Genomic DNA, 23,317 nt, shown 5'->3' on the forward strand with positions numbered 1-23,317 from the left:
CCGTGCGCGCTAGTGCGCCGGCGGCTCGATCAGTTCGGCCGGTGCCTGCCTGGCCTTGCCCCGTGCAATCCAGTAATACAGCAGACTCGGCACCACCAGGCCGATCAGCCAGGACACGTCGACCCCGCCCAGGTGCGCGACCATGGGACCTGTGTAGAGCTTGGTGTCGATGAAAGGCATCTGGATCAGCACGCCGAGGCTGTACACGCCGATGCCTGGCCAGTTCCAGCGGCCGTAGCGCCCGTTCGGATCGGCCAGCGCCGGAATGTCGTAGCGTTCGCGGGTGATGAAGTAGTAGTCCACCAGATTCACCGCGCTCCATGGCACGAAGAAGGTCAGCAGGAACAGGATGAACGACTTGAACGCGGTGAGAAACGCATGTTGGCCCAGCAACGCCACCAGCGTCGCCGCGCCGACGATGCCGAGCACGAACAGCAGGCGCTGGCCCCGGCTGATCTGCACGCTGCCGCGAAAGCCGCTGATGATGGTGGCGATACACATGAAGCTGCCATAGCTGTTGAGGGTGGAAATGGTCACTTTGCCGAAGGCGATGGCGAAATACAGCAACGCCGCTGCACCGCCGGCGCCGCCGAGGCCGACGATGTACGCCACCTCGTGCCCGGAGAACTGGCTGCCGGCGATGGCGGCGGCGAATACCCCCAGCACCATCGACGCCTGTGCGCCGATCACCGAGCCCAGGCCGGCGGCGAAGAAGGTCTTCAGCGCCGAGGTACTGCGTGGCAGGTAACGGGAGTAGTCGGCGACATACGGACCGAAGGCGATCTGCCAGGAGGCGGCCAGCGACACCGCCAGCAGAAACGAGGCCCACCTGAAGTGGCGGTTGTCCAGCAACTGGCCGATGTCGGCGAGCATCAGGATGCGACTGAACAGATAAACGAACGCGATGATGCCCAGCACGCTGGCCACGCGGCCGATCCAGTGAATCACTCGATAGCCGGCGAGGGTGGCCAGAACGATGACGCCGGCGAAGATCAGGATGCCGAGGCTGTCGCTGACGCCGAGCAACTGGCCGATGGCCTGGCCCGATAGCACGGTGCCCGTGGCGGTGAAACCCAGGTACATCAGGCACACCAGCAGCATGGGAATGGCCGCGCCATAGACCCCGAACTGCACGCGGCTGGAGATCATCTGCGGCAGTCCCAAGCGCGGGCCTTGGGCGGCGTGCAGGGCCATCACCGTGCCGCCGATGAGCTGGCCCAGCAGCAGGCCGATCAGCGACCAGAACACATCGCCACCCAGCACCACGGCCAGTGCGCCGGTGACGATGGCCGTGATCTGCAGGTTGGCGCCCAGCCACAGGGTGAACTGGCTGTAGACGCGTCCGTGGCGTTCGGCGGGAGGGATGTAGTCGATCGAGCGGCGCTCGATTACAGGCGTGCTGGACATGCTGGACTCCGCGTGGTTGTTGTTATGGGCGGGTGAGGCAATGCATGTCATATGAGCATGTATATACAAGATGGTCAATCCGTTCGCGTGACCCAACTTTCGGCGTGCAGAAGAGGCGAGTCAGGATCGGTCAGGCCCGCGGCGCGTGTCGTCACAGCCTACTGTTGTGCAACCCTTGGCTTTAACTGTGCTGGTCGCTGCAACGGGAATAGCCTTATGCTGTAACGAAATATGTCTATAAAAAGCCTGAACAAGGAACCGTGCAATGCCAGTCAAGGACCTGCTGATCGCTCTGGTGGTCATCATCGCCTGGGGCGTCAACTTCGTGGTGATCAAGGTCGGACTCGACGGCTTGCCGCCCATGTTGCTGGGGGCCTTGCGCTTCCTGCTCGTGGCCTTTCCCGCCGTATTGTTCATCAAACGACCCCAGCTGCCGTGGCGCTGGCTGATCGCCTATGGCGCCACCATCTCCCTAGGGCAGTTCGCCTTCCTGTTCCAGGCCATGTACAGCGGCATGCCCCCAGGTCTGGCGTCACTGGTCCTGCAATCGCAGGCCTTCTTCACCTTGGGTTTCGCCGCGCTGTTTCTCGGTGAGCGGCTGCGACCTGCCAGCGTGCTCGGGCTACTGGTCGCGGCGGGCGGGCTGGCGCTGATCGGCAGTGAGGACAGCGGCCATGTTCCGTTGGTGGCGCTGCTGCTGACCCTGTGCGCGGGCGCCATGTGGGGCATGGGCAACATCATCACGCGGCGATTCGGCTCGGTCGATCTGGTGGCGCTGGTGATCTGGGGCGGACTGATTCCGCCACTGCCGTTCCTGGCCCTGTCCTGGTGGCTTGAAGGTCCTGAGCGCATGGGGCATGCGCTGGCCAATATCGGCATGAGTTCGGTGTTGGCGCTGCTGTACCTGGCGTTGGTGGCCACCATGCTTGGTTACAGCCTGTGGAGCACATTGCTGTCGCGTCATCCGGCAGGCAAGGTGGCACCGTTCTCGCTGCTGGTGCCGGTGATTGGCCTGAGTTCATCGGCATGGCTGCTGGGCGAACGCTTGAGCAGCGTCCAAGGCTGGGGCGCGTTGTTGGTGATGGCGGGGCTGCTGATCAACGTGTTCGGACCGCGTGTGGTCCAGCGCCTGCGGGCGGTGCATGCCCAGTAAACCTGTAGGCGTCATGGATGACGCGCTAGGTAGCGGCAATGTGCCACTTGTCGGGCAAATCCCATTTGCCCCGGCGGTTAGCGTTCCACCGGCTAGCCTCAACTCGCGCGCTGCGCTCTTACAGGTCAGTGAATGGCCGGCGCCGCTTAACTTTTAGCCGAACGGTACGTGTATCTCCTGATGTCTTGATCCGGCGCAGTGGAACGGCGGCTAACGCTCGCCGTAGAGGCGTCACTGTGGTTTTCTGACGCGGCATTTGGGAAAAGGAGGATGGACTTCCATGAGAGTCAGGGATGAGACCTATTGGAAATGGGCGGATAGCCAACTGCACAGTCGCTGCCATGACGAAGAGTTGAGCGACGGCACCAGCATCGACGTGCAGGTTCGTCTGTCGCGGCTTGGCGCCACTCAGTTGTTCTTGGGCGTGTATGCCCAAGGCGGCAAGGCGCTGTGCGAGGAGTATCACCGCTCATTGCCCGGACAGACCATGACCCGCGCGCTGGTGTGGGGTGTGGACCGCGCCCGAGCCTTGGCCACCGGCGCTCTGGTGACACCGCCCTTGGCGCGACGCCAGGCATGAAAAAGCCCGGCCTTGTGGGCCGGGCTCAAGCAGTGGCGAGCCACTCAGTCGAGTGGGTCGATCACCTTGACGGCCTGCTGCTCACGGGCGGCAGGCCATTGCTGTTGCAGGGTCATCAGCACACGCTCGACAAAACCGGTATCGGCTGCGGCCTTCTTGCCGACGTAGCCTTGGCCGCGGCGGTAGACCTTGAAGCGGGCGCACATGCTGTCAGGCATGTGCCGGTCGGATTCGGCCTCGACAGTGTTGGCCGGCAGACGATCGAGGCGAACCTCGCCGGTCTGGCTGACCCACAGCAGGTGGTCGTCGTGGCTGTCCTTTCGCGCTGCGAACAGCCGGGCCAATTGGTCGATCGTCGGATTGTTGTTCAGGTTCATCATAAAGCCCCCATTTCCCATTCGTTGGTGATTTTCACAGTTGGCGCTACCACGATGTAGCGCACTACCTAGGCTGCTACAGCAGCATCGCAACAGGGGCTTTCTCACGCTGCCTTTTGGACAGATTCCCTCTCCACGAACGGCCTGCGTTACCGCGCAGGCCGTCTGGAACACCCTTGCCACCGCTCCCGATCAGGGAGACGGCCTCATCATGCCCAAGGCTGAAGAATGTCGTCAATGGTTTTGTAGTGAAAATTTTCAGGCACTACATATTGTCAGACAATCCTTATTAAAAAGGCGGCAATGGCCTCAGTGCGAGACCAGGGCGAGGATCGCGTGGGCCGCGCGAACCCGGTCGTCGTTGGGGTAGTTACGGTTGGCGAGCAGGGCAATCGCCACGTTCTTCGACGGCACGAAAGCCACATAGGCACCGAAGCCGTTGGTGGCCCCGGTCTTGTTGTACCAGTAGGCTGCGCCGTCCGGTTGCGCAGGCTGCAGCCGTCGAGTGACCTGAGGCTCCCGGATCATTTGCGCGGCATTGCCCTGGATCAGCGTGTCGAGCTTGACCGGGTAGGGGTAGCGCTCCCAGCCCAGGCCCTGGGTCATCTCGCCCACCTGGTAGTAGCCGCCGTGGGTGATGCTGATCGCCTGGCTGAGCGCCGCGGGCAAGCCCTTTGGGTCCAGTTCGGCGCGCAGGTAGCGCAGCATGTCGCTGGCACTGGTCTTGATGCCGTAGGCCTGGTCGGCGAACGGACCGGGGCCGACGCGCACCGGCCGCATCTGCGCGTCGTAGCCTTGGGCGTACTGCTCGCGGGCGCTGGTCGGTACCTGCAGGTAGGTGTGCTTCAGGCCCAGGGCTGGCAGCAAGGTCTGGGTCATCAGGTCAGCGAAGGGCCGCTGCTGCGCGCGCGCCGCCAAGTCGCCGAACAGGCCCAGGCTCGGATTCGAATAGCAGCGCCGGGTTTCAGGCGTGGTTTTCTGTTGCCAGTGTTGCAGGAAGTTCAGGGCCTGCTCGTCAGTGGTGACCTCGTCGGGAAACTGCAGAGGCAGGCAGTCGGCGCTGTAGGCGCCCAGGGCTCGCACGCTGGCCTTGCCCAGAGCGGTCCCGGCCAGTGCGGGCTGATAGCGGCTGGCGGGCGCGTCCAGGTCGAGCCGGCCTTCGGCACTGGCCAGGGCAACCAAGGTGGCCGTGTACGTTTTGCTCACCGACCCGACCTCGAACAGGGTGTCTGGGGTGACCGCACGCTTGTGCGCCTGATCGGCCAGGCCATAACTGAAATACCGCTCCTGGCCGTTGGCGTAGACCGCTACCACCATGCCGGGTATGTGCTGCGCCTGCATCAGCGGCTGGATGACGGCGTCCACCTGGCGTTGCAGATCGTCGGCCAGTACGGGCGCGCAGGCAGCGGTCATGGCCAGGGCCAGAACAGAGGGTCGCAAGCTTAGCATTGTCAAGATCCTTGCATCGAAGCGGGCCGATGTCCGTTCAGCGACACCGGCGGGAGTTCCGGCGTTAGCGCCGAGCGAGCGCAGACCTTATCGTCGAGCCTTGCACCATGACAAGACGGATGCCCCATGAAGTACCTGCGCATGCTTTTCGACAAATTCACCCTGACGTTGCTGACGGTGGTCCTGATCGCCACCTTCCTGCCGTGCTCGGGCCAAGGGGCGGTGATCTTCGGTTGGTTGACCAACCTGGCCATCGGCCTGCTGTTTTTCCTGCACGGCGCCAAGCTGTCGCGCGAAGCGATCGTCGCCGGGGCTGGCCACTGGCGCCTGCACTTGCTGGTGTTTTCTTGCACCTTCGTGATGTTCCCGCTGCTGGGCCTGGCGCTCAAGCCCCTGTTCGTGCCCTTGGTGGGTAATGAGTTGTACCTGGGCTTGTTGTACCTGTGCGCACTGCCGGCGACTGTGCAATCGGCCATTGCCTTCACCTCGCTGGCGCGCGGCAACGTGCCAGCGGCGATCTGCAGTGCGGCAGCGTCGAGCCTGCTGGGCATCTTCCTGACCCCGCTGCTGGTGATGCTGCTGCTCGGCGCCGATGGCGATACCGGCTCGGGCCTGGATGCCGTACTGAAGATCACCCTGCAATTGCTGGTGCCGTTCGTGGCCGGGCAGATCGCCCGGCGCTGGATTGGTGCCTGGGTCAAGAAGAATGCACGCTGGCTGAAGCTGGTCGACCAGGGTTCGATCCTGCTGGTGGTCTACACCGCGTTCAGCGAGGCCGTGGTCACCGGGTTGTGGAACACCGTATCGCCGCAGCACCTGGCGGGCCTGTTCGCCGCCTGCGGTGTACTGCTGGCCGTTGTGCTCATTGCCACTCGGCTGCTCGGGCGGATTCTTGGCTTCAACCTCGAAGACCGTATCACGATCCTGTTTGCGGGTTCCAAGAAGAGCCTGGCCACTGGCGTACCCATGGCTCAGGTGCTGTTCGTCGGCAGTGGGATCGGCGCGATGATCCTGCCGCTGATGCTGTTCCACCAGATCCAACTGATGGTGTGTGCGGTGCTGGCCCAACGGTACGCCGCGCGTGAAGAGGTCGTGCAAGAGGCGCCGGCGGCCTCCTGAGCGACAGGATGGAACACGCTTGCACGCGTTACACCAATGCGCGCTCCAAGGCGCCGGCCAGCAGCCGCTCGACCAGCACGACGCCCTGCGGCTCGGGCACGCCGCGGTCCTGAAGGACGCCGGGCAACTGGTTCAGCAGGCTGCTGAGCATATGTCCGGCCACTGCTTGTACCTCGCTACGCTGGCGCGCGCCGGGTGCGACCAGTTGCACCAGGCCGCGCTCGTATTCCTGACGCAGTGCCTTCAGGTGCATCTGTTGCGCTGGGCTCAGGCAGCAGAAGTCGCGTTCGGCCAGGCGCAGTTGCAACGGCCGTTCGGCCTGCAGTTGCCAGTGGGCGGCGATCAACTGGGGCAGCGCCGGCTTGCCGCCGGCCTGGGCACGACGACCCTGATCGAGTGTGGCCAATAGCTCCTCGTAAAGCTCTTCGATCAAGTCGTACAGCAGATCCTGCTTGCTCGGGAAATGGTGATACAGCGAGCCCGCCGTCAGGCCTACATGGGCGGCCAGTTCGCGCATGCTGACCTGACCGAAACCCTTTTCGGCGAACAGCGCCATGGCCCGCTCGCGGCGTTCCTCGAAGTGCACGCAACGCCCGTCGGCATCTGCCGATGCAGCGACCCTCACAGGCAACTGCCCGGTGCACGAGCAGGGCGGCAGCCGCCTCTGCCGTAGGCGAGCAGGCATACCTGTGCAGGGTGTGACGGATGAATGGCGGCGAATGCTGTGCGGCTCATGACGGGCTCCGATTGCCAAGGCGTGTCGCCGCCCTGCTCGGTGAGCAGGGGCGACGCTGCCCAGGGGATCGAGTCTAGGCAACGTTCGGCCCCGCGCCTATGTCGAAAGCGGCCAGTCCTTCTGGCCTTTTTGGCCACTGCACAGCGGGCACTTCGGGCGGGTCGATCCTGCTCAGGCCGGCACCATGGCGAACCCTACACCGAAGCGATTCCAGGCATTGATGCTGGCGATCGCCAAGGTCAGGTTGACCACTTCAGCGGGCGTGAAATGCGCCAACAACGCCGCGTACTCGGCCTGTGGCGCGCCACGTTCGGGCAGGTGGGTCAGGCTTTCCAGCCAGGCCAGCGCCGCCCGCTCACGGGGGGTGAAGAAGCGTGTGTCCTGCCACACGCTGAGGGTCTGCAAGCGCGCTTCGCTTTCGCCAGCCTTGCGCGCATCGTTGGCATGTACGTTCACGCAGTAAGCACAGCCGTTGATCTGCGAGGCGCGCAGGCGTACCAGCTCCAGCAGCGAATGCTCCAGGCCGCAACTGGCCAGTACTTTTTCCAGTCCAGCCATGGCCTTGTAGGCCTCGGGCGCGTGCTTGGCCCATTCGATTCGGTCGTGCATGAGGATGCTCCGGTCAGTGTGATTCAGGGGTGAACGTGGCCAGCCTACCCATACACCTGAGGCTCACCGATAGCCAATGCGCACCTTTATCGGGAGGCCAATCTCGCGTGGCATTCGAGCGGCCACTGACCTGCATGCAATCTCTTCATTTCTGTCGCTGGCTGGCGGCTTGGATAATGGCCGGCCGTCGTCCCAGGAGCCCTGGCATGTCCAACCCCATCAACCTGAGAGGTGCCGCGAACCTGCTGCTGGTGATCCTCCTGGCCCTCAATCTGCGACCGATCCTGACCAGTATCGGGCCTTTGCTCGAACCCATGCGCCACAGCACCGGGCTGGGCTACCAACAAGCGGCCCTGCTCACGGCGCTGCCGGTGTTGTGCATGGGCTTGGTCCCACTGCTGCAACCCTGGCTGCGGCGTTGGCTCAGTGAGCACGGTGCGATGTTGCTGGGGCTGCTGGCCATCGCTGCCGCATGCCTGTGGCGCCTGTACCTGCACAGCGCGTGGGCGCTGGTGGGCAGTGCGCTGATCGCGGGCCTGGGCGTGGCCTTGGTGCAGGGCATGATGCCTGGCCTGGTCAGCCGCTGGTTCGCCAGCCGACTGGCCGTCTGCATGGGCCTGTACTCGGCGGCGTTGATGAGCGGCGGCGGCTTGGCGGCGCTGCTCGGGCCGTATGTCAGCGCGCTGAGCGGACGTTGGCAAACCGGTTTGGGTATCTGGGCGCTGCCTGCACTGTTGGCAGTGCTCGCCTGGTGCTGGCTGCGCCCCCGCCAGGCGCCGCAGACCCTGAACGAAGTCGGCGCAGGGCACTGGTTCGGCAATCGCCGGGCGTGGTTGCTGGCGCTGTACTTCGGTCTGATCAATGGCGGCTATACCAGCATGGTGGCCTGGCTGCCGGCGTTCCATCTGGAACAGGGCGGCTCGGCCCAGGGCGGTGGCGAGCTGGTAGGGATGATGACGGTATTCCAGGTGCTCGGCGCGTTAGGTCTGCCGCTGCTGCTGCGGCATCTGCCTGACAGAAGACCTGGCCTGTGGCTGGCGCTGGGTATTCAACTGCTGGGCTTTGTCGGCCTGTTGCTGGCACCGGGTCAGGCCATGATGGCTTGGGTGGCGATGATCGGCCTGGGCTTGGGCGCGTGCTTCAGCCTGAGTCTGACGCTCACCCTCGAGCATCTGCGGGGCGCGCCCGAAGCGGGGAGTTTGGCGGCATTCGTGCAAGGTGTCGGGTTCATCGTCACGGGCACCGTGCCTTACCTGACCGGTTGGTTACGCGAGGCCACCGGTAGTTTCCAGGCGTCCTGGAGCCTGCTCGCGGTGACGGTGCTGGCGATGTTGCTGGTCACCGCGCGCTTCGCGCCTGCGGGCTACGCCAGCGCCATGCGGCGTAGCGTTTCAAGCGCGCAGACTGCCACGGTCAACTGAGTGAGTGCAACGCGTCGCGAACCCGGTCCAGCGCCGGGTCGATGTCCAGCCGTTCGATCGCGCCGAATCCCATCAGCAGGCCAGGGCGCACCGGCGTTTCGACGAAGAACGGGGCCAGCGAGTAGAGGCCCACTTCGACCTGACGCGCCAGGCGTACCAGCAGCTCGATGTCCACCCCCGGCGCGGCCAGGGCACTGAGATGGAAGCCGGCGCTGGCCGGTACCGCCCTCAGCCACGGTGCCAGGTCGCCCTCCAGCCGCGCCAGAAGGCGCTCGCGGCGCGCCGTGTACAACGCGTGGCAGCGGCGGATATGGCGGCTGAGGTGGCCTTCGTCGATGAAGCGTGCCAGTGCCCACTGCGTCAGGCTCGGGCTGTGCCAGTCGCTCAGGTGCTTGGCCACGCAGGCGGCGCGCAGCACCGCCGGTGGCAGCACCGCGTAGCCCAGGCGAAGTTCGGGGAGCAGGGTCTTGGAAAAAGTGCCGACGTACGCCACCAGTCCATGCCGATCCAGGCGCTGCAAAGCGTCGCTGTCCGGGCCTTGATAGCGAAACTCGCAATCGTAGTCATCTTCGATCACCAGGGCGCCGAGCTCGGCCGCGCGGGCGAGCAGGGCGTGCCGACGCGTCTGACTCATCGGCATGCCGAGCGGAAACTGATGCGAGGGCGTGGCATAGATCAGCCGCGTGCCCTCGGCGATCTGTTCCACGCACAGCCCCTCGGCGTCCACCGCCACCGATTGCACCCGCGCGCCCAGGGCTTGGAACAGATGGCGGGCCGGTGGATAGCCGGGATCTTCCATGGCCACGCAGGTGCCAGGTTCGATCAACACCCGGGCAATCAGGTCCAGCGCCTGCTGAGCGCCGTTGCACACCAGGACGTCGGCGGCGGTGCACTGCACCCCGCGCGCGAAGGCAACGTGCTGGGCGATTGCTGCGCGCAACTCGCCCAGGCCCTGGGCCGGCACCTGCCGTTCGCTGTGGTGTTGGCTGCGGCGCAGGGCGTAGTGCAGGCAGGCGCGCCACTGATCGAAGGGGAACTGCGCCTTGGCCGACAGGCCGCCGACGAAATCGTAGCGTGACGGCGCTTGCAGCGCCGAGCGCCCGAGCAGGGGCGCGCGTCGATACCAGCGCTCGAGGGTGTCGGCGGCGGCCAGGGTGACCGGTTGCAGTTCACGCTCACGCGACTGCGGGTGTGCGCAGACGAAGGTGCCGCGTCCGACCACGGCGCTGAGCAGGCCATCAGCGCCCAGGCGCGCGTAGGCCTCGGCGACGGTCTTGCGCGAGACCTGCAACTGCTCGGCCAGGAGGCGCGTGGGCGGCAACTGCGTGCCGACGGCCAGGTGTCCACGCTCAATGGCCTCGTGCAATTGCTGGTAGAGCTGATCGGCCAGGCCTTTGCCGCCGATCAGGTGAATGTGCAGTTCCATGTCGTGTTCCGCAATGACGTGACGTGCCCGGGCCGGTCGTTCAGTGCTGGGCGGTGCGAGCGCGAGCAATCGATGGCAAGCCTCACCCCTCAGTGCACCTGTTTGCGTAGGGCCGCGCACGCCTGTGCTTGCAGTTCGAGCTCGTCCAGCCGCTCGTTACGGGCCCGCTCGGCCTCGATCATCGCGGCGTCACCGTGCTGCTTGAGCAGGTAGGCGTGAATTTGCCGCACTTCAAGCGTCTGGTAGATCGTGGCGGTGTCCAGGCGACCGATCAGCGCGTCACTGGCTTTGCCGCTGCTGCTCATCAGCACGTGTGCGGCCTGGGCACCGACCACTTGCAAACCCATGGCTTCGAACCAGGGCACCGTATGGGGCAAGGCGCTCATTTCCACGCAGGCGTAGCGGCTGCGCAGGTCCGCCAGCAAACCGCGGGCGATGCCCTCGCGGCGATGGCTGGGCACCACCGCCAGGAAGGCCAGGGCACAGGTGTGCGGGTCATCCTGGGCGGGCAGGGCAAGGGCGAAACCGAGCAGGCGGTCGGGCGCCTCGGCGTCCAACGCCAGGATCAGCTCCACGGCCAGACCGCGCTGACCATCCAGCGCTTGCAGGTACTGGTGGACCTCCAGGCCCACGCTGTATTGGTACAGCGGGTACAGCGGGTTGTCGGCGGCGATGGCAACGCTGCTCAGCGCGCTGGCCTGCTCGATCACCAACTGGCGAATCTGGTTCTGGAAGGATTCGGGCGGCACGCCGTCGAGGCGGCTCAGGATGTACATCGGGGCAAGCTCCAGCGGTTGAAGGCATCCTGCGTCGAGCGACGCGGGATGCACAGTCTAACCGTTTTCGCCGGTAGGGCCTCAGCGCCGCAGGGCGCTGAGCAGCAAGTCCAGGTTCTGTACCGCGGCGCCAGCAGCGCCCTTGCCGAGGTTGTCGAACACGGCGCTGAGCAAGACCTGGCCGTGCTCGGGGTTGGCGTACAAGGCCAGGCGCAGGTCGTCGCTGCCGTTGAGGGCCTCAGGGTCCAGTGCCGTGGCCGGTCCTTGCTGATGCAAGGGCATGAGCTGCACGTGACGGGCGCCGTGATAGTGCTGTTGCAGGCAGGCTTGCAGGTGCTCTGCGGTGACGCCTGGGCGCAGCAGGCGCAGGTGCAAGGCCGTGGTCAGCACAATGCCCTGGCGGTAGTCGCCGTAGCCCGGCAGGAACAGTGGGCGAGCGCTCAGACCGGCATGCGCCTGGATCTCCGGCACATGCTTGTGGGCCAGTTCGAGGCCGTAGAGTTGCAGCGCCGGCAGGCGTTGCTCGCCGGCGTGTTCGTGGCGCTCGACCGCGCCGCGACCGCCGCCTGAGTAACCGGAAATCGCGTGGATGGCGAGCGGATAGTCCGCCGGCAGCAAGCCGGCCTCGATCAGCGGCCGCAGCAGGGCAATGGCGCCGGTCGGGTAGCAGCCGGGATTGCTGACCCGCATCGCGCAGGCGATGCGCTCGGGCTGCTGGGCGTCCAGCTCGGGCAGCCCGTACACCCACCCCGGCGCGGTACGGTGCGCGGAACTGGCATCGATCACCCGCACCTGCCGATTGCGTAGCGTCGCCACGGCATCGCGGGCCGCGTCGTCAGGCAGGCACAAAATGGCGATGTCGGCGCTGTTGAGGGCCTCGGCCCGGCGCCGAGGGTCTTTGCGCTCGGCGTCAGGCAGGGTCAGCAGGCGCAGGTCGGTGCGTCCCTTCAGTCGGGCATGGATCTGCAGGCCGGTTGTGCCTTGGTCGCCGTCGATGAAAATCAGGGGCTGGTGCATGGTGCAAGGTCCGTTCACGCAAGAGGTGGTGCTATCCTCGCGCCGGTTTGAATAAAAGAAAATTTGAATATTATGAGCATGAGGTTCAGTTTTTCTGAATTGAGCTCGTGTGTAACCGGAGTTTTGTTGTGCGAGAAATCAGCCTCGATCGCCTGCGTACCCTGGTGGTGATAGCCGACCTCGGCTCTTTTGCCCAGGCTGCGCGTCAGCTCAACCTGGCGCCGCCGACCATCAGCCTGCATGTGGCCGAACTGGAGGCGCGGGTTGGTGCGCCCTTGTTGACTCGGACCCGCGGCCAGGTGCGCGCCACCGCCGTTGGGCAGACCCTGCTGGAGCGCGCCCGGCGTTTGCTGGCGGACGCCGAGCAGGCCTTGGAAGAGGTGCGTGGGCAGGTGGCCGGGCTGACCGGGCGTGTGCGCCTGGGCGCGTCCACCGGCGCCATCGCTCACCTGCTGCCCAGCGCGCTGGCAGCGCTGCAGCGCGACCACCCTGGCATCGACGTGCAGGTGCAGGTGCTGACTTCCCAGGCCTCGTTGGCCGCGTTGCGCGACGGTCGCCTGGATATCGGCCTGGTGGCCCTGCCGCAGACCGCCAGCAAAGGTGTGAAGTTGATGCCCTGGCGGCGCGACCCGATCCTGGCCTACGTGCCGGCCGACTGGCAGCCCCCGGCGCGGCTGACGCCCACGTGGCTGGCCGCGCGCGCGTTGATTCTCAACGACAGCGGCACCCAGTTGTCGCGAGTTACCGCCGAGTGGTTCGCGGCGGCCGGGCTCTATCCGCAGGCGCGCATCGAGCTGAACTACAACGATGCGATCAAGAGCCTGGTGGCGGCGGGCTATGGCGCGACCTTGCTGCCTCAGGAAGGCGAAGGCCCCGAGCTGGATCGGCGCATCGTGTGCCGCGCGTTACGGCCGGGCTTGTGGCGGTCGCTGGGCATCGCGTGTCGCGAGGGCGACGGCGATCGGGCTACCGGGCATGTGCTGGCGGCGCTCAAGCACCTGCGCCAGTGACCGGGCCCTGCCGGATGTCCATGCTTCCCAGTGCCGGTCAGGTCACGGATAATCCCTGCCCACTACAACCAGATAGCCTGTGAGTCGGTATGAGTGATCCGCAAGTCAGCCCCGACCAGCCAATGGTCCGGGTGCGCAAGGCGCGCAAGAACAACCCGGAAAAGACCCGCGAGGACATTCTCCAGGCGGCGATCCAAGAGTTCGTCGAGCAGGGGCTAGCCGGGGCGCGGGTCGATGCGATCGCCGATCGTACGGCCACCTCCAAGCGCATGATCTACTACTACTTCGGCAGCAAGGAGCAGTTGTACCTGGAGTGCTTGATCAAGCTTTACGGCGACATTCGCAAGACCGAACACAGCCTGGACCTTGAGTCGCTATCCGCGGAGCAGGCCATCCTCCGTCTGGTGGAGTTCACCTTCGATCACCACGACCTGAACGTGGACTTCGTGCGCATCGTCTGCACCGAAAACATCCACTACGGCGAGTTCGTCAAGCAGGCGCCGGTGATCGGCGAAATGAGCAGCCTCGTGCTCGAGGCGTTGGGGCGGGTGTTGCGCCGGGGCGTGGAGGAGGGCGTGTTTCGCCCCGGTATCGAGGTCATCGACCTGCACATGCTGATGAGTTCGTTCAGTTTCTACCGGGTATCGAACCGGCACACCTTCGGCGAAATCTTCCAGATCGACCTAAGCGATGAAGCCATCAAGGTGAGGCACAAGCAGATGCTCTGCGAGGCCGTGCTCAGTTACATCCGCGCATGACCGCGCGCTCCCCAGGGTGCCCAGAAAGCACAAGGGCCGCAGAAGCGGCCCCAGTACACCCACTGGCGATCAGCGTCGCAGCAGGCGGTTGACCACCAGCACGATCGCCGCGCCGACTGCCAGGGCGGTCAGCGGCTTTTCCTTGACGAAGTTCGACACGTTGTTCACCGCGTCGCCATAGCTTTTGGTCACTTGACCGACGGCCTGACGCGCATCGCCCTCGGCGGCCAGGTCCGGGTCTTCGAGAAACTCGCCAGCGGCGCTCTGCGCCTTGCCGATTACCTTGTCCGCGACGCCTTCGATCTGTTCACGCTTCATATGGATCAACCCTTCCTGTGAGTGGCCATGGATGTGTCAGAGGTTAGGGAGCCGCGCGCCTGGATTAGTTCAACACTGTTGTCGGCTCACTCGCCCAGGCGTTGCTCGCGCGACGGCGGGTAACCAAAGTAGGCGGCATAGCATTTACTGAAGTGCGATACCGAGACGAAACCGCAAGCGACCGCCACTTCCATCACCGACAGGTCCGAATACTGCAGCAGGCGCCGGCTCTTGGTAATGCGCAATTCCATGTAGTAGCGCCGTGGCGAGGTGCCGAGCTGGGCCTGGAACAGCCGGTCGATCTGGCGCCGCGAGCGACCGCTGTAGGCGGCCAGTTGGTCGAGGCTGAGGGTTTCTTCCAGGTTGTTTTCCATCAGCTCGACGATGGTACGCAGTTGCAAGCTCATGGATTTCTTGGCGCCGGGCCCGACCTGACGATAGCGCGCTCCGGAGAAGGACAGGATTTCCTCGACGCCTTCGGCCAGCGCATCGCCGTACAAACGGCGCACCAGGCCAAGCATCAGCTCCATTGCGCCGTTGGGGCTGGCGGCGGTGAGGCGGTCGCGGTCGAGGGTAAAGCTGGCCGGGGTGATGCGCGTCTGCGGGCTGCGCTCGGCCAGGCTGGCGCGTTGCTCGGGATGGATGCTGCAGCCGTAATCGCCGAGCACCCCGGCCCGGCCGAGGAACCAGGCGCCATTCCACAAGCCGCCGAGGGCCATGCCGTGGGCGGCGCAATCGGCCAGCAGACGGTCCAGTTCAGGGTACTTGAGCAGGGTGCGCAGACCGCCGCAGATCACCAGCAGGTCGAGTGTCTTCAGGGCGGACGGATCGAGCTCGCTGGCGATCAATTCCAGGCCCAGGTCGCTGAGTACCCGGTCGCCGCTGGACGACAGCGCGGTGAAGGCGAACCGCTCGGCGCGCAGCAAGTTGGCGGTGACCAGCACGTCCATCGCCACGGTGAAGCTGGCCATGGAGAAGTGCTCGAGCAGGACGAAACCCACGTGGTAGGGCTTCTGCTCGTCGCTGGCGCCGGATTTGAGCCGCAGCATGTTGCTGGTGCTGGTCTTCTTGCTGAACTGGCGGGGCGTTGGCACAGCGGACTCCATGGGCTTCTCTGGCGCAGCGAGTGTGCTACCCGTCGCGCGGAAAGACAATCGTTGAACAGGCCACGGTGCACGCGCAATCGCCTGCGTATCCGACTGAACCCTTGCCGCTTGGCGCGAACCAATACAGTACATGCACACGGGAGAACGCTCATGGAAATCGGAACGATCTGGATCGTCGTCGCGGTGGTGGTGATCCTCCTGCAAGTCTGGGCGATTTGGCACATCATCGGCAGCGACCGACGTGCCGAGCGCAAGATGCTCTGGGTCGTATTCGTGGTGTGGGCGCCGTTTCCCGGCCTGTTGTTCTGGGCGTGGCGAGGCCCTCGGGCGGTCAAGGGCAAGGCGGTACTCGAAGAGAAGTGAGACGGCAAGAGCGCCTGTCGCACGGACACGCTTGAGCGGCCTGTCTGGCCGATAACCGCACGCTCGTTGCCATTGCCCGTCCCTTGGACGGGCATTGTCTTTCCCTCGGTTCGTCCAACTCTTCTAAACTGCCAGCGTTTGCCACGGCCCGAGATCCGCATGACCACCCGCACCCCGTTGTCTGGCGTCAATCACCCGCTGCATGGCATCGCCCTGGTGGTCGTGGCGACCTTCTTGTTTGCCAGTCACGACGGACTGTCCAAGTACCTGGGTGGTATCTACCCGATCATCATGGTGGTGTGGGCGCGCTACGCGGTGCACACCTTGCTCATGGCGGGCATCTTCTTGCCTCAAGCGGGGCTGCGCGTGTTGCGCACTCGCCGCCCGCTCCTGCAAACCCTGCGTGCCCTGAGCCTGCTCAGTACCAGTCTGCTGTTCACCGCCGGCTTGCAGTACCTGCCACTGGCCGAAGCGACCTCGGTCAACTTTCTGGCTCCGGTACTGGTCACCGCGCTGTCGGCGCCGCTGCTCAAGGAGCAGGTCACGCCTGGTCAATGGCTGGCCGTGGTGATGGGGTTTATCGGTGTGCTCGTGGTGGTACACCCGGGCGGCGCGATGTTCACACCGGCCATCCTGTTCCCGTTCGGCTCGGCGTTGGGCTTCTGCTTCTACCAGTTGCTCACCCGTATTCTGGCCGCACACGACAGCCCCACCACCAGCAACTTCTATGCGGGCCTGTGCAACACCCTGATCATGAGCGCACTGGTGCCGTTCTTCTGGCAAACCCCGCAAGCCTCCCATGTGTTGCTGATGCTGGCGCTCGGCGGCTGCGGCATGACCGCGCACCTGTTGCTGACCCAAGCCTTCCGCCACGCCGCCCCTGCGCTGCTGGCGCCGTTCAGCTATTGCCAGATCGTGTTCGCCGGGCTGCTCGGATTGCTGGTATTCGGCCAGGTGCCGGATACCCTCAGCGTGGTCGGTATCGCCATTATTTGCCTCAGCGGCCTGGGGGCGGCGTGGATGCAACGCCGTCGTTAGCGGGCTCAGGGTGCTGAAAGACCCTGGCTATCGCCCCTGAACAGCCACTCTATTAGACCTCTGCCGAAGCTCGGCTAGTCTTTCCCCTGGCTTCGCCTCCTGCGTCTGACGCGCGGTGAACCAGCGTCGGCTCCTGTCCGACCATCCCTGATGAGCAGATGGGTCGAGTTCTTGGCTCGGCCCGCGGATCGCCCGGCACAGACCGGAAATCTGGATAACCGAACCTGCAAGGTAAGCGCACATGTCGAACGAATCGAAATGCCCCTTCCATCACTCGGCCGGGGAGGGCACCAGCAACCGCGACTGGTGGCCCGATCAGTTGAACCTGAGGATCCTGCACCAGCACGGCGACCAGTCCGACCCGATGGACCCGGACTTCGATTACGCCAAGGCCTTCAAGCGCCTGGACTTTCAAGCCCTGAAGCAGGACATCGCGAACCTGATGACCGACTCCCAGGATTGGTGGCCTGCTGACTTCGGTCACTACGGTCCGCTGTTCGTGCGCATGGCTTGGCACAGCGCTGGCACCTACCGCATTGCCGACGGGCGCGGCGGCGCCGGCTCCGGCCAGCAACGCTTCGCCCCGCTCAACAGCTGGCCAGACAACGTCAGCCTGGACAAGGCCCGGCGCCTGCTCTGGCCGATCAAGCAGAAGTACGGCAGCAACATCTCCTGGGCCGACCTGATCGTGCTCACTGGCAATGTGGCGCTGGAGTCCATGGGCTTCAAGACTTTCGGCTTCTCCGGTGGCCGCGCCGATGTCTGGGAGCCGGACGAAGACGTGTACTGGGGCTCGGAAAAGGTCTGGCTTGGTGGCGACACCCGTTATGGCAAGGCCCAGGCGCCGGGGCAGGGTGATCTGGTGGCCGAGCCTGCCAAGCACGGTGAGGAGCAGAGCCGCACCGAGCCGGGCGCACGCGATCTGGAGAACCCGCTGGCCGCCGTGCAGATGGGCCTGATCTACGTCAACCCTGAAGGCCCCGAAGGTCATCCCGACCCCGTCGCCTCGGGCAAGGACATCCGCGAAACCTTCGGCCGCATGGCCATGAACGATGAAGAGACGGTTGCCCTGATCGCCGGCGGCCACGCCTTCGGCAAAACCCACGGCGCAGGTCCGGCGGACCACGTAGGCGCTGAACCCGAAGCTGCCGGGCTGGAGCAGCAGGGCCTGGGCTGGGCCAGCACCTTCGGCAGCGGCAAGGGTGGCGACGCCATCACCAGCGGCCTGGAGGTGACCTGGACTTCGACCCCGACCCGCTGGAGCAACGAATACCTGAACAACCTGTTCGACTTCGAGTGGGAACTGACCAAGAGCCCGGCCGGCGCTCACCAATGGCGACCCAAGGACGGCAAAGGCGCCAACACCGTGCCCGATGCGCACGATCCGAACAAGCGCCATGCGCCGATGATGCTCACCTCCGACCTGGCGCTGCGCTTCGACCCGATCTATGCCCCCATCGCCCGCCGTTTCAAGGACCACCCGGAGCAGTTGGCCGATGCCTTCGCCCGTGCCTGGTACAAGCTGATCCACCGTGACATGGGACCGCTGGCACGTTACCTGGGGCCGGAAAACCCGCAGGAGGAATTGATCTGGCAAGACCCGATCCCCGCAGTCGACCATCCGCTGGTGGGCGAGCAGGACATTGCCGACCTGAAGGCCAAGGTGCTGGCCTCAGGCTTGAGTGTGGGCGAACTGGTGGCCACCGCTTGGGCATCGGCTTCGACCTTCCGCGGTTCGGACAAGCGCGGCGGCGCCAACGGCGGCCGACTTCGCCTTGAGCCGCAACGCTCATGGGCCGCTAACCAGCCTGAGCAGTTGGATAAAGTGCTCAAGGCGCTTGAGAAGATCCAGGCCGAGTTCAGCGCCACTGGCAAACGCGTCTCCCTGGCGGATCTGATCGTATTGGCCGGCTGCGCGGCGGTTGAGAAAGCCGCCAAGGACGGCGGTCATCCCATCCATGTACCGTTCCGTCCCGGTCGCACCGATGCCGCTCAGGCACAGACCGATGTCGAGTCCTTCGCCGTGCTCGAACCGCTCGCCGATGGCCTGCGCAACTTCAGCAAGGCCCGCTACAGCGTCAAGGCCGAGCGACTGTTGCTGGACAAGGCGCAACTGCTGACCCTCAGCGCCCCGGAACTGACCGTGTTGGTCGGCGGCCTGCGGGTGCTTGGCGCCAACCACGGCGGCAGTCAGCATGGCGTGTTCACTGACAAGCCGGGCACTCTCAGCAACGACTTCTTCCGCAACCTGCTGGACATGGGCACGCAGTGGAAGCCGACCTCAGGCGACAACGAGACCTTCGAGGGCCGTGATCGCAAGACCGGGCAGGTGAAATGGACCGGTACGCGGGTAGATCTGGTGTTCGGCTCCCACGCCCAGCTGCGGGCGCTGAGCGAGGTCTACGGCAGCGATGATGGCAGGGACAAGTTCGTCAAGGACTTCGTCGCGGCTTGGGTCAAGGTCATGGAACTGGACCGTTTCGACCTGAAATAGCGGTACTGTCCGGGGTCGCTGCAACGGCCCCGGCAATCCGATGAGATGGCACTCTGCAATCGCGGTGGAAGCGCTTACAATCGCCGCGTTTGCTCCCCATCACAGGCTTGCTGGTTCATGACGCTCGACCCTCCCACCCTCCTGGCGCTCAGTGTCGCCCTAGCGGCCGCGGCTGCGCTTTACCTGGCAATCGAATGGCGCAGCGTACGTGAGTCGTCGTTGCTGTACTGGAGTGCAGGTTTCGCCACCATCATGATCGGCTGCGTGCTGGCGCTGTTGCGCATGAACGGTTATTTGCTGGTCGGCATCTGGTTCGCCAACGGTCTGTTGATCTTCGCGCATTTCTGCTTTCTGCTGGGCGTCGCCCGTTTTACCGAGGTGCGACTGTCACGGGCCTGGTTGCTGATCGTCCTGCTGTGGGCCAGCATGCTGTTGCTGCCAGAAGGGCCGGCGTGGTCGAAGATCATGCTGGGTGTGCAATCGCTGCTGGTGGCCGGGGTTTCGCTGCGCGCCAGTTTCCTGCTGCGCCCCCATGGCGTGTCGCTGAGCGTGGGTGCCGTTCAACTGCGCTACATCCTACTGGGTCATGGCCTGTTCTATGTGGCCAAGGCTTCGACTGCAGTGGTTCCCGGGACGCTGATCGATCTGGCCGCGTTTCGTGGCGAAATCATCCAGATCTCGCTGATCGAAGGGGCCATGGCGATCATGCTGATTGCGCTGTCGATGACCGGCACCGAGCGCTACCGTCGCGAGGAGCGCATTGCGTTGCTGGCGGCGCGTGATCCGTTGACGGCACTGTTCAATCGCCGCGCCCTGGAAATGCGCGCACCGATGCTGTTGCAGGCGACCAGTGGCGAGCGACCGAGTGCTGCGCTATTGATCGACATCGACCATTTCAAACTGGTCAACGACTTGTACGGACACACCGCCGGTGATCGCCTGCTGGTGGCCTTGAGCGAAACCATCCAGGGGCTGTTGCCGCCCCATGCGCTGGCCGCACGTCTGGGTGGTGACGAATTCATCATCCTGCTGGGCAACGCCAGGCGCGACGAAGTCCAGGTGTTGGGGGCGCTGCTGCGCGAGCGCTTCCAGCACATCACGGCACAGTCTTTCGCCACGCCGATGGCGGTCACCCTGAGCATTGGCGCTCACCTGTTCGATCAGCCGCCAGCGAGCCTGGCGGCGTTGATCGAACAGAGGGACGCGGTGCTCTACCAGTCCAAGCGCGGTGGGCGCGACTGTCTGCGCATGGTGGATGCCACGGCCGCAGTCGGATAGGACCGTCGCTGCGTCACTCGTCCTGCTTGGGCTGCACCACGATGGCCAATGCGTCCGGTTCGGCGCGGGTTTTCCAGCGGGCTTTCTCGGTCCAGTTGGCGGTGTCGATCACCGCCACCTCGTCACCGCCGCTGATGGCCACGTACACCTGTTTGCCGTCAGGGGAGACTACTGCGCCGATGGGCAGCGCTTCTTCGCCCAGTAGCGTGCGTCGGTACTCAGCGCCTTCTCGCGCCAGACCGATGCGCTTGATCTCTTTCTTGGCGGCCACGTCGATGACCGCCAGTTCCGCCGACTTGGCGCAGGTCACCAGCGCGTACTTGCCGTCGGGCGTCATGGCCACGCGGATGGGGAACAGCCCGGTACGGATGCGATCGGTGACTTCCCGGCGCTGCGGATCGACGATGACCACCTCGTTGCCGCCGCGGTTGCTGACCCACACCTGCTTGCCATCCGGGGTTACCGCCACGCCTTCGCTGCCGTTGCCGGTGGGAATGTCATAGAGTTTTTTCTTGTGCAGCAGGTCCACCACCGACAACTGACCGCCGTCGACATGGGTGACGTAGGCGCGCTCGGCACCGGGCGCCAAGGCGACCATGTGCGGGTTGCCGCCGCCGACGTCGATGCGGTCGGTGACCTGGCCCTGGACCAGGTCGACGACCAGCAGGCGGTCGCTGTCCTCGGTGGTCACCACCACCCGCTGGCTGTCGGGCAGGAAGCGAATGCCGTGCGGGCGCGAATCCTGGCCCAGGTCGATGGTGCGCACCACGCTGCGGGTCGGCCAGTCGATCACGCTCAGTGTGTTGTTGGCGGTGCCTTGAACACCATAGTTGCCAGCAACGGCCAACAGGTTGTTGCCCGAGACCACGACTTCGTGCGGGCCGGTGCCGACTTTCAGCGTCACCAGCTCCTTGCCGGTGCGCGTGTCGAGCGCCGACACGCTGGCGTCGGCCTTGTTGCCGACCAGGAGCACGTCATCGGCGTGCACCAGTGCGCTGCCGGTCAGCAGGGCACCGGCCAGCACGATGTGGCGCAGTGCGTTGGGCAGGGGAGCAAATGGGTAGGGCATGTCCGTCTCCTTCTGGGATGATTTCCATGTGCATGCCCAAGGTGTGACCGACGCGCCCCTCGCCGAGTTCGTTCGGATGCCGGGCGCTTGCGCTTCAGCGTTTGTGGGGGGAGGGCAGGATACGGTTGAGCACGGTACTGCCGTCGTTGCTGCGGGTGAGATAGATCGGCAGGACCTTGGGCAGGTTGTCGACCAGTTGGCGGACGTCGCGGGTGTCGTAGATGCCACTGATACGAATGCTGCCGACGTTGTTGTCGGCCAGCATCAGCGGCTTGTCCAGGTAGCGGTTGATCACCGGCAGCGCCTGGGACAGGCTGAGGTTGTCCAGCACCATGCGCCCGCTGCGCCAGGCCAGGCTGTTGGCGTAGTCGTCGCTCTGAGCCAACTGCGGCTCGAAATCGCCGGTGCGGTAGCTGGCCTGCATGCCTGGGCCGAGGCGATAGCCGCCATCGCTGCCATCGCTGGAGACCAGCACCGAGCCTTCGACCAGTGTCACCTTGACCTGGTCCTGGTACTTCCACACGTTGAATTGCGTACCTGTCACGCGGATCTGGCCGCGTCCGGCATGCACGATGAAGGGGTGCTGGCTGTCGTGGCTGACGTCGAAAAAGGCTTCGCCCTTGACCAGATCGACCCGACGCCGATCCTTGAAGTTGAGAAAGCGCATCTCGCTGTGCAGGTTGAGCTCGACGTTGCTGCCATCGGCCAGTTGCACGGCGCGCACCTGATCGCTGCTGTCGAAATGCTGATAGCGGTTGGGCAGCCAGCCTAGTTCCCAGCCGATCCAGGCCGCCAAGGGCAGCGCGAGCACGCTGATCATCGCTGCCGAAGCCGCAGGGCGCCATGCGCGGCGCCGCACACGGCCAGCGGGGGCTTGGCGGGTGGTGGCGGGCGAGCGGGGCAGCAAGTCGGCGGTTTGCCAGATTTCCAGCATCGCCTGGTATTCCTCGGCGTGCTGTGCATTGGCGGCCAACCACTGCGCGAACGCCTCACGCTCGGCGTCCGAGCAATCCTCGGCGTGCAGGCGCATGCACCACTGCGCGGCGGCATCGGTGACGGCATCGGCGTCGGTTGAAGTGAGGCGGTCCTGGTTCATCGTGGCTCCCGGTTTTGCGCATTCTACCGTCAGCGCTGCATGGCGAGAACCGAGATAATGGCGAATACCTATCAGTTGCGCGTTTTTTGATGGGTTTTGCAGCGTTATCGTGTCGGCGGACACATGAATAAGATTTTAGGTAGGAAACTAATAAAGTTTTTGACATTTACTGCCTAGGCAGTAATATTTTCTAACATTATTGCGATGTCGAGCGATTCCGATGGCCCATTTCACCCCGGAGAACTTCCAGACCTGCGCCATCGGCATGCTGCTGGGCCGCGCCGCGCTGTTGAAGGACCGTATTCTCGATTGGCACCTGGAAGGTGACGGCGTGACCGCGGCCCAGTTCAAAGTGCTGATCATCATCACCCAGTACCACGTGGATACGCCGGCCGACCTGTGCCGCTATCTGGGTCTGGACAGCGGCTCGATGACTCGCATGCTCGATCGTCTGGAGCACAAAGGCTTGCTGCTGCGTACGCGCTGCCCGCAAGACCGGCGCCAGGTGCGCCTGGCCTTGACGGCAGACGGTCAGCGTCTGGCCGATCGCTTGCCGGAGATCGGCGCCATGGCCATGAACGAGCTGGTCGGCGCGCTCGAACCTACCGAGCTGAAGTCGCTCGAGACCCTGCTGGCCAAGCTGCTTCTGGCTGCCGGCGACCCCCTGACGATCGCTCGCTTCGGCGATCGCACCCCTGATCCGACTTGATTCGAAGG

23 protein-coding genes are annotated in these 23,317 nt (G+C 64.7%); 11 read left to right on the forward strand and 12 right to left on the reverse strand.

Annotated features, from left to right (window positions below):
• Positions 1–9 precede the first annotated feature (9 nt).
• Complete coding sequence (locus Q6A47_RS11165) at positions 10–1,407, reverse strand: purine-cytosine permease family protein (RefSeq protein WP_304484337.1); 1,398 nt, start codon at positions 1,405–1,407, stop codon at positions 10–12.
• A gap of 265 nt (positions 1,408–1,672) precedes the next feature.
• Between Q6A47_RS11165 and Q6A47_RS11170 the strand changes: the two genes are divergently transcribed.
• Positions 1,673–2,560, forward strand: a complete 888-nt coding sequence (locus Q6A47_RS11170; protein ID WP_304484338.1) for an EamA family transporter — start codon at positions 1,673–1,675, stop codon at positions 2,558–2,560.
• Between the two features lie 280 nt (positions 2,561–2,840).
• A complete protein-coding gene (locus Q6A47_RS11175) occupies positions 2,841–3,140 on the forward strand; it encodes a hypothetical protein (protein ID WP_029613269.1) in 300 nt (99 codons plus the stop codon).
• A 44-nt stretch (positions 3,141–3,184) separates the two neighbouring features.
• On the opposite strand, the gene Q6A47_RS11180 is transcribed toward Q6A47_RS11175, so the two are convergent.
• The gene (locus tag Q6A47_RS11180) at positions 3,185–3,520 is read right to left on the reverse strand and encodes a hypothetical protein (protein WP_080754720.1); all 336 of its coding nucleotides are present in this window, start codon (positions 3,518–3,520) and stop codon (positions 3,185–3,187) included.
• Positions 3,521–3,826: 306 nt separating this feature from the next.
• On the reverse strand, positions 3,827–4,966 hold the full coding sequence (ampC, locus tag Q6A47_RS11185) for a class C beta-lactamase (RefSeq protein ID WP_304484339.1): 1,140 nt from the start codon (positions 4,964–4,966) through the stop codon (positions 3,827–3,829).
• A 126-nt stretch (positions 4,967–5,092) separates the two neighbouring features.
• On the opposite strand from ampC, the gene Q6A47_RS11190 reads away from it, so the two are divergent.
• Complete coding sequence (locus Q6A47_RS11190) at positions 5,093–6,085, forward strand: bile acid:sodium symporter family protein (RefSeq protein ID WP_304484340.1); 993 nt, start codon at positions 5,093–5,095, stop codon at positions 6,083–6,085.
• Positions 6,086–6,113: 28 nt separating this feature from the next.
• Here the strand turns inward: Q6A47_RS11190 and Q6A47_RS11195 are convergent, their stop codons facing one another.
• Positions 6,114–6,641: a TetR/AcrR family transcriptional regulator gene (locus Q6A47_RS11195; protein ID WP_052192004.1), complete on the reverse strand. Its 528-nt coding sequence runs from the start codon at positions 6,639–6,641 to the stop codon at positions 6,114–6,116.
• A gap of 351 nt (positions 6,642–6,992) precedes the next feature.
• Positions 6,993–7,430: a carboxymuconolactone decarboxylase family protein gene (locus Q6A47_RS11200; protein ID WP_039577145.1), complete on the reverse strand. Its 438-nt coding sequence runs from the start codon at positions 7,428–7,430 to the stop codon at positions 6,993–6,995.
• A 224-nt stretch (positions 7,431–7,654) separates the two neighbouring features.
• On the opposite strand from Q6A47_RS11200, the gene Q6A47_RS11205 reads away from it, so the two are divergent.
• A complete protein-coding gene (locus tag Q6A47_RS11205; protein WP_369811476.1) occupies positions 7,655–8,851 on the forward strand; it encodes a cyanate transporter in 1,197 nt (398 codons plus the stop codon).
• On the opposite strand, the gene pdxR is transcribed toward Q6A47_RS11205, so the two are convergent.
• The 3 genes from pdxR to argC form a co-directional block, all read right to left on the reverse strand.
• Positions 8,844–10,277 (reverse strand): MocR-like pyridoxine biosynthesis transcription factor PdxR, encoded by a 1,434-nt coding sequence (gene pdxR, locus Q6A47_RS11210; RefSeq protein WP_304484342.1) that lies wholly within the window; start codon positions 10,275–10,277, stop codon positions 8,844–8,846. The two genes, Q6A47_RS11205 and pdxR, sit on opposite strands and share 8 nt — an antisense overlap.
• 89 nt (positions 10,278–10,366) lie before the next feature.
• Positions 10,367–11,053: a GNAT family N-acetyltransferase gene (locus Q6A47_RS11215; RefSeq protein ID WP_039577147.1), complete on the reverse strand. Its 687-nt coding sequence runs from the start codon at positions 11,051–11,053 to the stop codon at positions 10,367–10,369.
• A gap of 81 nt (positions 11,054–11,134) precedes the next feature.
• Positions 11,135–12,070 carry an N-acetyl-gamma-glutamyl-phosphate reductase gene (argC, locus tag Q6A47_RS11220; RefSeq protein ID WP_039577150.1) on the reverse strand — a complete coding sequence of 312 codons (936 nt, stop codon included), beginning with the start codon at positions 12,068–12,070 and terminating at the stop codon, positions 11,135–11,137.
• Positions 12,071–12,198: 128 nt separating this feature from the next.
• Between argC and Q6A47_RS11225 the strand changes: the two genes are divergently transcribed.
• Together Q6A47_RS11225 and Q6A47_RS11230 are read left to right on the forward strand one after the other, a co-directional pair.
• Positions 12,199–13,080 carry a LysR family transcriptional regulator gene (locus tag Q6A47_RS11225; protein ID WP_295488151.1) on the forward strand — a complete coding sequence of 294 codons (882 nt, stop codon included), beginning with the start codon at positions 12,199–12,201 and terminating at the stop codon, positions 13,078–13,080.
• 89 nt (positions 13,081–13,169) lie between these two features.
• Entirely contained in the window at positions 13,170–13,838 is a 669-nt protein-coding gene (locus Q6A47_RS11230) for a TetR/AcrR family transcriptional regulator (protein WP_304484343.1), read from the forward strand.
• A 69-nt stretch (positions 13,839–13,907) separates the two neighbouring features.
• Here Q6A47_RS11230 and Q6A47_RS11235 read toward each other — a convergent pair whose 3' ends face one another.
• A complete protein-coding gene (locus tag Q6A47_RS11235) occupies positions 13,908–14,156 on the reverse strand; it encodes a CsbD family protein (RefSeq protein ID WP_029613276.1) in 249 nt (82 codons plus the stop codon).
• A gap of 86 nt (positions 14,157–14,242) precedes the next feature.
• A complete protein-coding gene (locus Q6A47_RS11240; protein ID WP_295488156.1) occupies positions 14,243–15,250 on the reverse strand; it encodes a GlxA family transcriptional regulator in 1,008 nt (335 codons plus the stop codon).
• Positions 15,251–15,412: 162 nt separating this feature from the next.
• Here Q6A47_RS11240 and Q6A47_RS11245 point away from each other — a divergent pair, with 162 nt between their 5' ends.
• The 4 genes from Q6A47_RS11245 to Q6A47_RS11260 all read left to right on the forward strand — a co-directional run bounded on the left by Q6A47_RS11245 (position 15,413) and on the right by Q6A47_RS11260 (position 20,435).
• On the forward strand, positions 15,413–15,625 hold the full coding sequence (locus Q6A47_RS11245) for a PLD nuclease N-terminal domain-containing protein (protein ID WP_039577161.1): 213 nt from the start codon (positions 15,413–15,415) through the stop codon (positions 15,623–15,625).
• A gap of 159 nt (positions 15,626–15,784) precedes the next feature.
• On the forward strand, positions 15,785–16,663 hold the full coding sequence (locus tag Q6A47_RS11250; RefSeq protein WP_304484344.1) for a DMT family transporter: 879 nt from the start codon (positions 15,785–15,787) through the stop codon (positions 16,661–16,663).
• A gap of 241 nt (positions 16,664–16,904) precedes the next feature.
• Complete coding sequence (katG, locus tag Q6A47_RS11255) at positions 16,905–19,157, forward strand: catalase/peroxidase HPI (RefSeq protein WP_304484345.1); 2,253 nt, start codon at positions 16,905–16,907, stop codon at positions 19,155–19,157.
• Between the two features lie 117 nt (positions 19,158–19,274).
• Complete coding sequence (locus tag Q6A47_RS11260; protein ID WP_304484346.1) at positions 19,275–20,435, forward strand: GGDEF domain-containing protein; 1,161 nt, start codon at positions 19,275–19,277, stop codon at positions 20,433–20,435.
• A gap of 13 nt (positions 20,436–20,448) precedes the next feature.
• On the opposite strand, the gene Q6A47_RS11265 is transcribed toward Q6A47_RS11260, so the two are convergent.
• A complete protein-coding gene (locus Q6A47_RS11265) occupies positions 20,449–21,504 on the reverse strand; it encodes a YVTN family beta-propeller repeat protein (protein ID WP_304484347.1) in 1,056 nt (351 codons plus the stop codon).
• A 94-nt stretch (positions 21,505–21,598) separates the two neighbouring features.
• Entirely contained in the window at positions 21,599–22,600 is a 1,002-nt protein-coding gene (locus Q6A47_RS11270) for a FecR family protein (RefSeq protein ID WP_304484348.1), read from the reverse strand.
• A 220-nt stretch (positions 22,601–22,820) separates the two neighbouring features.
• On the opposite strand from Q6A47_RS11270, the gene Q6A47_RS11275 reads away from it, so the two are divergent.
• Positions 22,821–23,309, forward strand: a complete 489-nt coding sequence (locus Q6A47_RS11275) for a MarR family winged helix-turn-helix transcriptional regulator (RefSeq protein WP_029613284.1) — start codon at positions 22,821–22,823, stop codon at positions 23,307–23,309.
• Positions 23,310–23,317 lie beyond the last annotated feature (8 nt).

Source organism: Pseudomonas boreofloridensis (assembly GCF_030580795.1).
Taxonomy (GTDB): Bacteria; Pseudomonadota; Gammaproteobacteria; order Pseudomonadales; family Pseudomonadaceae; genus Aquipseudomonas; species Aquipseudomonas boreofloridensis.